This window comes from Bartonella sp. MM73XJBT.G (assembly GCF_028618435.1).
Classification (GTDB): Bacteria; Pseudomonadota; Alphaproteobacteria; order Rhizobiales; family Rhizobiaceae; genus Bartonella.
In genome coordinates this window covers 1-8,819 of record NZ_JAQISW010000026.1, presented here as the reverse complement: position 1 = coordinate 8,819, position 8,819 = coordinate 1, and the positions used below count along the sequence as shown (strand labels likewise).

The 8,819-nt window shown below is 44.2% G+C and carries 10 protein-coding genes; 8 read left to right on the top strand and 2 right to left on the bottom strand.

What is annotated here, in order from left to right:
- Positions 1 to 594, top strand: a 594-nt coding sequence (locus PVV59_RS08790) for a hypothetical protein (RefSeq protein WP_273755741.1), incomplete at its 5' end; no start/stop codon positions are given.
- A 62-nt stretch (positions 595 to 656) separates the two neighbouring features.
- Positions 657 to 1,355 (top strand): hypothetical protein, encoded by a 699-nt coding sequence (locus tag PVV59_RS08785; RefSeq protein WP_273755740.1) that lies wholly within the window; start codon positions 657 to 659, stop codon positions 1,353 to 1,355.
- Between the two features lie 6 nt (positions 1,356 to 1,361).
- On the opposite strand, the gene PVV59_RS08780 is transcribed toward PVV59_RS08785, so the two are convergent.
- On the bottom strand, positions 1,362 to 3,323 hold the full coding sequence (locus PVV59_RS08780; protein WP_273755739.1) for a bifunctional DNA primase/helicase: 1,962 nt from the start codon (positions 3,321 to 3,323) through the stop codon (positions 1,362 to 1,364).
- A 36-nt stretch (positions 3,324 to 3,359) separates the two neighbouring features.
- Between PVV59_RS08780 and PVV59_RS08775 the strand changes: the two genes are divergently transcribed.
- Positions 3,360 to 3,851, top strand: a complete 492-nt coding sequence (locus tag PVV59_RS08775) for a hypothetical protein (protein ID WP_273755738.1) — start codon at positions 3,360 to 3,362, stop codon at positions 3,849 to 3,851.
- On the opposite strand, the gene PVV59_RS08770 is transcribed toward PVV59_RS08775, so the two are convergent.
- On the bottom strand, positions 3,829 to 4,926 hold the full coding sequence (locus PVV59_RS08770) for a DUF1376 domain-containing protein (protein ID WP_273755737.1): 1,098 nt from the start codon (positions 4,924 to 4,926) through the stop codon (positions 3,829 to 3,831). The genes PVV59_RS08775 and PVV59_RS08770 overlap by 23 nt on opposite strands.
- Positions 4,927 to 5,330: 404 nt before the next feature.
- Here PVV59_RS08770 and PVV59_RS08765 point away from each other — a divergent pair, with 404 nt between their 5' ends.
- From PVV59_RS08765 to PVV59_RS08745, 5 genes are all read left to right on the top strand, one after another.
- Complete coding sequence (locus PVV59_RS08765; protein WP_273755736.1) at positions 5,331 to 5,648, top strand: XRE family transcriptional regulator; 318 nt, start codon at positions 5,331 to 5,333, stop codon at positions 5,646 to 5,648.
- Between the two features lie 312 nt (positions 5,649 to 5,960).
- Entirely contained in the window at positions 5,961 to 6,350 is a 390-nt protein-coding gene (locus tag PVV59_RS08760) for a hypothetical protein (RefSeq protein WP_273755735.1), read from the top strand.
- Between the two features lie 2 nt (positions 6,351 to 6,352).
- Complete coding sequence (locus tag PVV59_RS08755; protein WP_273755734.1) at positions 6,353 to 6,541, top strand: hypothetical protein; 189 nt, start codon at positions 6,353 to 6,355, stop codon at positions 6,539 to 6,541.
- 794 nt (positions 6,542 to 7,335) lie between these two features.
- Positions 7,336 to 8,091 (top strand): lambda exonuclease family protein, encoded by a 756-nt coding sequence (locus PVV59_RS08750; RefSeq protein ID WP_273755733.1) that lies wholly within the window; start codon positions 7,336 to 7,338, stop codon positions 8,089 to 8,091.
- A 432-nt stretch (positions 8,092 to 8,523) separates the two neighbouring features.
- Positions 8,524 to 8,715 carry a hypothetical protein gene (locus tag PVV59_RS08745; protein WP_273755732.1) on the top strand — a complete coding sequence of 64 codons (192 nt, stop codon included), beginning with the start codon at positions 8,524 to 8,526 and terminating at the stop codon, positions 8,713 to 8,715.
- Positions 8,716 to 8,819 lie beyond the last annotated feature (104 nt).

Here is an 8,819-nt window from a genome sequence, read left to right as displayed (position 1 = left end):
GGGGTGAGAGGCTGGCTGCTTTTTTGGAGATGGGTGGTCTTGTATGGCTTGATGGCTCTTTATCTTGGTTTTATTTGTGCAGGTGTTAGAAGTGTCCCTGTGAGCGAGGCGTTATTGTTGAAAGGGGCGGTATTTTCTTGCATTTTTACCGCTGTCCTTGGTGTGATGCATCTCAGCGTAAAAAGTCTGCCTGTGGCTTGGGTTAGGTTTGTGAAGTTGATCCTCTTTTGTGGCATGATAGGGGTTATCTTGTGGCTTTTTGTGGTGGGCGTCAAAAATATCGATAGCATCAGGGTCATGTTCTTGAAGGCGTTGGTCTTGGCACTCTTGTTGAAACTGCTCTTGAGTTTTTTTATACGCGCGCAGAGCGATACTCTGGTGCAGAGGGTGTTGCGTGTTTTGAATTTTCTGCTGTTTATTTGCATTTTGGCTTTAGTCTTTAATTTTGCTCAGTGGGGAGCAGAGCGTTTGGGTTGGAGTTGGCTTTGGTTCTCGAATAAGGATGTATTTATCTGCATTGTGGGATTTCTTTTTCCTTGGATTTATCAGGGAATGAAGTCTGCGCGTGTTCTAAGGGCTTGGTTCTTGAGGTAGGTGGTGTTTTTCTGTCTTATGGGTGTGACCTTTAACTTTACTGTAGGGGATTGGGGATATTGATGTCGAACGATTTGTTTTTTTGGCTGTTGTTGGTGTTTGCTTGCATTTTGGCTGTTGGCTTGCTTTTTCTTCATAAGGCAGCTGCGCGCCGTGGGGTGAGAGGCTGGCTGCTTTTTTGGAGATGGGTGGTCTTGTATGGCTTGATGGCTCTTTATCTTGGTTTTATTTGTGCAGGTGTTAGAAGTGTCCCTGTGAGCGAGGCGTTATTGTTGAAAGGGGCGGTATTTTCTTGCATTTTTACCGCTGTCCTTGGTGTGATGCATCTCAGCGTAAAAAGTCTGCCTGTGGCTTGGGTTAGGTTTGTGAAGTTGATCCTCTTTTGTGGCATGATAGGGGTTATCTTGTGGCTTTTTGTGGTGGGCGTCGGCGTTATGAATAGCACCAGAGGGCTGTTCTTGAAGGTGTTGGTCTTGGCACTCTTGTGGAAATTGCTCTTGTGGTTCTTTATACGCGCGCAGAGCGATACTCTGGTGCAGAGGGTGTTGTATGTTTTGAATTATTTGCTGTTTATCTGTATTTGGGTTCTTGTCCTTTCCTTTGCTTTTCTGGGAGCAGAGCGTTTGGGGTGGAGTTGGCTTTGGTTCTCGAATCAGGATGTATCGTCCATTATGAGAATAAGTCTCTTTCTTTTGATTTATCAGGGAGTGAAGTCTGCGCGTCGTGATGTTGGGAGTTTTTTTAAAAAAGTGGGTTTTTAAGGGGCATTAAAGATAACGTCGGGGAGAAGATTGTTCAAAAGAACAGCGATAGCGGTAGGTTTGGGGGTCAAACCAAAGCCCTACTTTGCCTTCAAAATCGCCAGAACGTTGTTTGGCAATATTCATAATGACACCGGGGCGTTTGGTTAAATCGGCTTTTTCTTGCGCTAGCGAGGCGGCAAAAATTTTGTCTTCTAAAGACCGATTGCGCCAAATGGTGATGATGTTAAAAGCATTTGCTCCAATTTCTGAGGCGCCTTTAATATCTTCTGTTCCGGGGATATCTTTATCCAGTCCTCCTTTGCGGGCGTGGGCGACAAGATGAATATGTACATTGTTTAAAATAGCCCAATCAACCATTTTATAAACCGCTTGTTCTTGTCCTGCATAATCATCACAGACAATGCCAAGGCGCATGAGACTGTCGATAATAAATTGATCGCACCCATAGCGCGCACGACAATAGTCAAAGACATCAAGCAAGGTGTCGACACTTGATTTGCCAACATGTTCATAAAGAATAAGCCCATCGTCTAAAAAATGCAAAATGCGTTCAATGGTCTCTTTTGTAGGCTTTTCTAAGCCGCCCGTTTGTTTGGTTAAACGCCGGAGCGATTGTTCTCCTTTCATTTCTAGCGAGGCTAAGCAAAGGCGACTGTTTTGCGCAATCCAGTGGGGAATACAGTCAGACAACAATTGGCTTTTACCTGCACCACTGGCTCCACTCCACAGTGTTAATTCTCCAGGGCGAAAATGCAATTTATCTTTAAGTTTAGGGTAGGGAACCGTATAGCCAAGATGTTTTTCAGGCTCTGGCCAAAAAAGTCCAATCACTTGATTTTTATAGTCTAAGGCGCGGCGTAAACCTTCGGGGGCAAAGCTTTTGGCAGAAGTAAAAGCCGCTTTTATCGTGGCCGCATCAACTTTTGCGGTTAAACACTCATTGGCATCTTTATGGGGTAAGTGCACACGGTAGCAACGGTGACGTCCAAGCCTGCTGGCAATTTCACGGGCGGCTTCTTCTCCGGGCTGGTCCATATCGGTGGCTAAAAAAATAGTTTCAAACGCTTCTAAATGATCAAATTCATTTTCAATCCAATTGTGCTTGCCTCCTCTTCCACCGCCAAAGGGGACAGAGACCGCCGGATAGCCATAGGCGGCAAGCGATAGCGCATCAATTTCCCCTTCTGTGATGACAATTGTCCGGTTTGTTGAAGAAAGCATGGGAAATAACGCAGGGTCTATGGAGGCATGCTGAGGTATCTGCGGAGTACTGTGGGTTGAGGCGGCCGGTTCAGGGGTGTGCGTGGTGGTGTGGGGTGTGGGTTGAGAGGACTGCGTGGCGCTGTGGGGTGTGGGCGTGGGCTTTGGGGTGTGTGGGGGGGCGGTGGGGTAAAGGGCTTGCCAACCAAATAAAATCGGTTCACATTGGGCTGTTGTGGGTTTTGTTTTGGCGCCTGCTTGAGCAAGTCGTTCTTTGACTAAAGCAAGGGTGCCATCGGGCTTATAAAAGGGGAAAATGATTTTTTCTCCCTCTTCTCCTATGCGGTAGCGCTTGATAATTTCTAGAGGAATATGGCGTTCTTTGTGGAGATAGGTTTTGACACGATTTTTGGGGGTATGCCCTTTGGGAACCGGTGGACGTCGATAGGAGCGTTGGGGAACCATAAAAGGTTGGGGGCGTGTGAGATTGAGAGTTGCGCGTGCTTCTTCGAGTGCTTGAGAGAGATTAATGCCTTTGACTTCACACCAAAGGTCTAAAATATCGCCTCCGATACCTTCTGCAAAATCATACCAAAGGCCTGCTTTAGTGCCGTTTAAACAAATCGATAAACTTTGACCAGGCTCACCGCGTGTGTTGCCAACAATCCAATGGTTGCCACGTTTATACCCTTGGGGAAGAAGCATTTCTGCTATCCGATCAGCTTGGGCGATAAGTTTTTGTTTGATTTCAAAAATTGTGCTCATGGTTATGCGTGATCTTATGCGTTTTGGGATTCTATTGTGCTGTTCTTGCCATACAATCTCGTGGCGAAATCCATAGCGCTATGGTGCTTGCCAACCTGCTTTGAGTTTTTTTACGGATTTTGGTTTGCTTGTCATGACAAAACTTCTTGGCAATGGGTTTGGCTCTTGCTTAAATCTTCTAAAATGGCTGCTTTCTGTTTGCTTGTATGGCAAGCGCTGTGTGGGTTGAGGCTGTGGGCTTTGAGGTGTGTGTGTGGAAGAGAAGGTGGGGTGACTTGCGGGTGTTGTGTTCCTTGGCGTGAAAAAGATGAGGCGTGTGGGGCATGGGCTGTTATGATGAGAACTGTGTGGGGGATAGTGATGCGTTTTATGGTGGCTGCTTTGCCTGTTGTTTGGGTGGGGAGTGTGTTCAGAGTTGTTTTTTCTGATGAGATTTTGTTTATGGTTTTGAAACATTTGTGCCCCCGCGTTTGCTTGTGTGAGAAAATGGTTCGGTCATGTGATATCAACAATCGTCAGTATAGTTGATCAGACTGCGGTAAAGGTTATCGTTGCTCTCAGAGATGCGTGGTGAGGCGCTTTCCTGTTTTTGCTGTTTTTCCTGTTTTTGCAGTTCTAACCGTTCGATCTCACGGCGAAACCAGTTGCGCCATGTGGCTTGCCAATCTGCTTTGAGGGCTTCTTTGCCGCTCTTGGCTTGCCAATAGTCGCGAAATTTCTTGGCTTGCCAATGGGCTTGGTCCTCACTTAAACCTTCTGAAATGGCTGCCTTGATATCGGCTTGCCAAGTTTCAGGAAGGCGGTGTCCTTTGATGATGCTGGAGGGGGTGTTTTTTTTGTTGGAACAAGGTGATAAAGGCGGTGTTGAGGAGCTCAATGACTCAAGATTGGCGGAATTGGCGGCGTTTTTTGTGTTTTTTGGTGGAATAATTGTTCTGAGAGGGGCTTCTTGCGCTTCTGCTTGGGAAGTGGTGGTGGCGCCGTTTTCATGCTTTGCTTGTGCCGGTGAGGTGTCGACTAGTGAGGAGGAAAAAGCCAAAGTGGGCGATGGTGCACTTGGTTCAAGGCTCTCTTCGCTCGAAAGGACAGATTCTTTCTCATCAAATACCCTATTCTTTTCAAAAACACCGATAGGTGTTTCCTTTTCTTCTGCCTTTTGAGCTTCTGAGATTTGTTGATCATCTTTTGTGCGCTCGTTAAGCAGTTGTTGAATCTCAGCATTGATTTTCTTGCGCTTTTTTGCCGAAGAACGACCCGCAAAGGATTTTTGTTCAAGCAATTTTTCACGCTCTTGAAAAACATTGTCGCAACGCTGGTTCCATAAGCCATTGGCTAAATTTAAAATCTTCCCCTCTCGAATCAACATTCCTAAAACATTAACAAAAGTTCGCTTGTCACAACCGCAAAGACGCGCTAAACGTTCTTCCGATATTTCTAGGGGACGACCACGTGCATACATTTCATTGAGGAGAATCGTATAAATTCCAATCTCGTGTGCGCGCATGCCACGAACACCTCCTAGAAAGTCATTTTGGTACCAACAAACATATGGAAGCTTAGACGATTCATAGTGAGGAGTTTCTTGTTGATCAACGTGTTTCATATGGCAATCTACTTTCTTCTTTCTTATACAGTTTCATTGACGATAAAAGCGCAAACAGAAATTTAGCTTGTGTTCCCTTTGGCTCTGCTCAATAACGATTAAGAGATTTCTTTATGATATTTATCAATGAGTGGATGCGCTTGAAGGGCATGAAAACTTAAAACTTGAGATTACAATGATGGAAAAAATAAAAAGGACAACACTTCTCAATGAATCAGTTTTTGGAAGTGGTCTTTTGTCTCTCGTGGTGCGGTTAAAGTGTTTTTATGAGCAAAAAATGATTTTTTATTCCCCCCTAAAAAATAAAATTTGTTTCCTTAATTTTATCCTTTTTAGAGGATATTGCAAGCCCGTTTTATAAAAAGGACGTGTTTTTTTAAAAAGACGCGCTATATGGTGAAATTATGAATATCGATGGTTGGCGTAAAAGATTAAGGACCGCTTTGGAAAAAAGTGGACGGTCAAAAAGATCTATCTCTCTCGCTGCCGGTAAAGGCGCGGGATACCTTCATTCTATCCTTTCGGAAGGAAAAGAGCCAACAATCGAATCTCTCTCGCGAATTTGTCACGAAATTGATATCAGTATGAATTATATTCTTTACGGAAAAGGGGCTAGCCCTGAAGATAAAGAATTTATAGAGCTTATTTCAAAGCTTTCTTCTGAAGAGAGACAGGCGATTTTAACTCTTTTGCGGCGACCCGTTGACGAAGCTCCAAAATAATCTCTTTTTGTGCTTTTGAATCAAGACGACTCCAGTATTCTATTAATATTATATCACTCATTTTATCTCTCCTGTGTGTTTATCGTTGCAATTAAGTGAGAACAAATAGCGAACAAAAAAGAACATAGGGGGAAAAAGAAACAATAGATCTTTATTTATACATGTCATTTGAACCCCGCAAAGACTTAAAATATATCTTTTATGAAGGATAAAATGCTTGACATCTCTCCTATAGAGGATATAAGACTAACGCTATATTTGATCTTGTCAAGATGAAGCTCTGCTTTATCAACTATCTAAAGGGGGAAAATCATGAAAAATATTCCATTCATTAAAGAGGATGAAATCATTATCATTCTTTGTGAAGATGAAAAGCCTGATAGCTATGAAGGACCTATCGAAGAAATCGAAGAAGTGCTCGAACTCATTGAAGAATCTGAAACTGTTTATAAAGTTTTACGATTTGATCTTACAACAAATCATGCTGAAGATGTGACCGAACAAATCGCTGATTGTTATGTCGAAAATTATGAAATAAATGAAGAAAATACACATTTACAGCCTTTCATTTTGAATAGTGAAGCCTATCATGCATGTTTAAATGAAAGAGTGATAAGCGATTATGAAGATAATCTCTATGGCTCTTATGAAAAACAGCATCGTTTACGCCCTTGTGATGTCTTGTCAGATTATTGGTGGTAATCATGCCAAGTTATCTCAAAACGTCTTATCAAGGCTTTCCACTTTATTATGCTGGAAAGACTAAAAATTTAATCAGACTCGAGCCGCAAAAACACAATGCTGTTCTTTTCATATCACAAGAGGTCGCGCTGTCTATGGCAAAAAACTTAGAAGATGAATATTGCCACCATGATTTTTCTGTCGTGCAATAGCAGCATGAAAAAAGCTCCTCATCGCTGATCGTGGATAAATGGACGGGTAAGTTGAAGACCTCCAGTGTTTTTTCACGGGGGGCATGAAGGGGGGGCGTTCTGCTCATTGGGGCTGCTTTGAGGGGGGGCTGTTTGAGAGAGGTGGTGTTTGAAGGGAAAGCTAACTGAGGAAAGGCGCTTGTTGGGGGGGGCACTAGCAAGGGGCTTAAGATGGAGAAAAGGGTGGGCGTGGTGCGTGAGGGGAAAAGATTGGTGCGCAGTTGCTTGATTTTTGCGGGATGGAGGAAATGGAAAAGATGAGAGGCGGGATTGCTGAGTGTGACACGCCAAGCGTCTGTTGAGAGGCAAAACAAGAATGAGACGGGGGAAGAAGGGGATCTTGTGCAGGGTTGATGAGAGGGAAAACGTCAAGTGGGGGGCCTTTTGGAGGCAAGATGTTGGGAAAGTGAGAGGAGATGGGGGGCTTGCTGCTTTTGTTGCGTGTGTTTGAGGGGTAGTGAGAGTTCCCCCATGGCGGGTAAGTTGAAGGATCCTTGACGGGTAAGTTGAAGAGTTACAGTGTTTTTTCACGGGGGAACAAGGGGGCTGCTTTTGGGGGATGGCTGTTAGGGGGGGGGTGAGAGGGGAGAGAGACAAGAGTGTGTGAAGCGTTTGTGGGGTTGTTATGGGGTGAGAAGGCATCTTTTGTGTCTTTATTTGTGCTTTACAAGTAGCACAAGAGGATGTTGTGCGTGTGGGGAGAGTGATGTTTCAAAGAGAATATATAATAAAAGCACCAGATAAAGGGGGAAAACATGCCAATTATCATTGATTGTGTTCAGGGAACAGAAGAATGGCAAAAAGTGCGCAATGGGTTGATTACAGCTTCTTTGTTTGAAATGGTCATGGCAGAAAAAAAACAGGGACAAAAAACATCACGCTATCATAGTGTAATGATGAAATTGGCAGGAGAAAGAATTACCGGAAAAACTGTGGAGGAAGGGACAACGCTTTCTCAGCGACGCGGGACAGAATTAGAACCAAGCGCACGGCAGCTTTATGGAAAATTGACACAGACAGAACCGGAATGCATAGGCTTTGTTTTAGCCGATGATCGCAGACAAGGATTTTCTCCGGATGCTTTTGTGGGAAAAAATGGATTGTTGGAAATTAAAACAAAAAAACCTGAAATTTTAATTCCTCATTTTGCGCAAAAGAATTTTCCAGAAGAACATAAAGCTCAATGTCAAGGAGGCTTATGGATTTCTCAACGTGAATGGGTGGACTTAATGCTCTATTGGCCAGATATGCCTCCTTTAATTAAACGCGCTTATCGTGATGAAGCCTATATTAGAAAGCTTGAAATTGAAATTCATCGTTTTAATGAAGCTTTGGAGAAGATGGTCCAGCACATTAAGCGTTTTGAGACAGGCTTTGGAATAAGAACAGACAGGGCAGAGGTGGAAGAAAGGATGGGGGGCGTAAAAACAAAGCGTCTGTTGAGAGGCAAAACAAAAATAAGACAGGGAAGAATGGGATCTTGTGCAGGGTTGTTAGGGGAAATTCCATAAAAAGGTAAGTTTGAAAATGGGTGTTGAAGGAAGCATCAGAGACTTAAGTGTGAGAAGTGTTGCTTGGGGAAATGGTGGTGTTTGAAGGGAGCGTCAAGTGAGGGAGTCTTTTGAAGGCAAGATGTTGGGAAAGTGAGAGAGGAGATGCGGGCTTGCTGCTTTTGTTGCGTGTGTTTGAGGGGCAATGAGGGGTTCCCCCCATGGCGGGTAAGGTGACGGATCCTTGACGGGTAAGTTGAAGATTTCCAGTGTTTTTTCACTAGAGGGCATGGTGTGTGTGTGTTTTGGTTTTGCTCATTGGGGCTGCTTTGGGGGGGGTGATAGCACAAGGGGCTTAAGATGGAGAAAAGGGTGGGCGTGGTGCGTGAGGGGGAAAGATTGGCGCGCAGTTGCTTGATTTCTAGGGAAAGGAGAAAATGGAAAAGATGAGAGGTGGGATTGCTGAGTGCGACACGCAAAGCGTCTGTTGAGAGGCAAAACAAAAATGAGACAGGGAAGAATGGGATCTTGTGCAGGGTTGATGAGGGGAAATTCCATAAAAAGGTAAGTTTGAAAATGGGTGTTGAAGGAAGCATCAGAGACTTGAGTGTGAGAAGTGTTGCTTGGGAAAATGGTGGTGTTTGAAGGGAGCGTCAAGTGGGGACTTTTGGAGGCAAGATGTTGGGAAAGTGAGAGAGGAGATGCGGGCTTGCTGCTTTTGTTGCGTGTGTTTGAGGGGCAATGAGGGG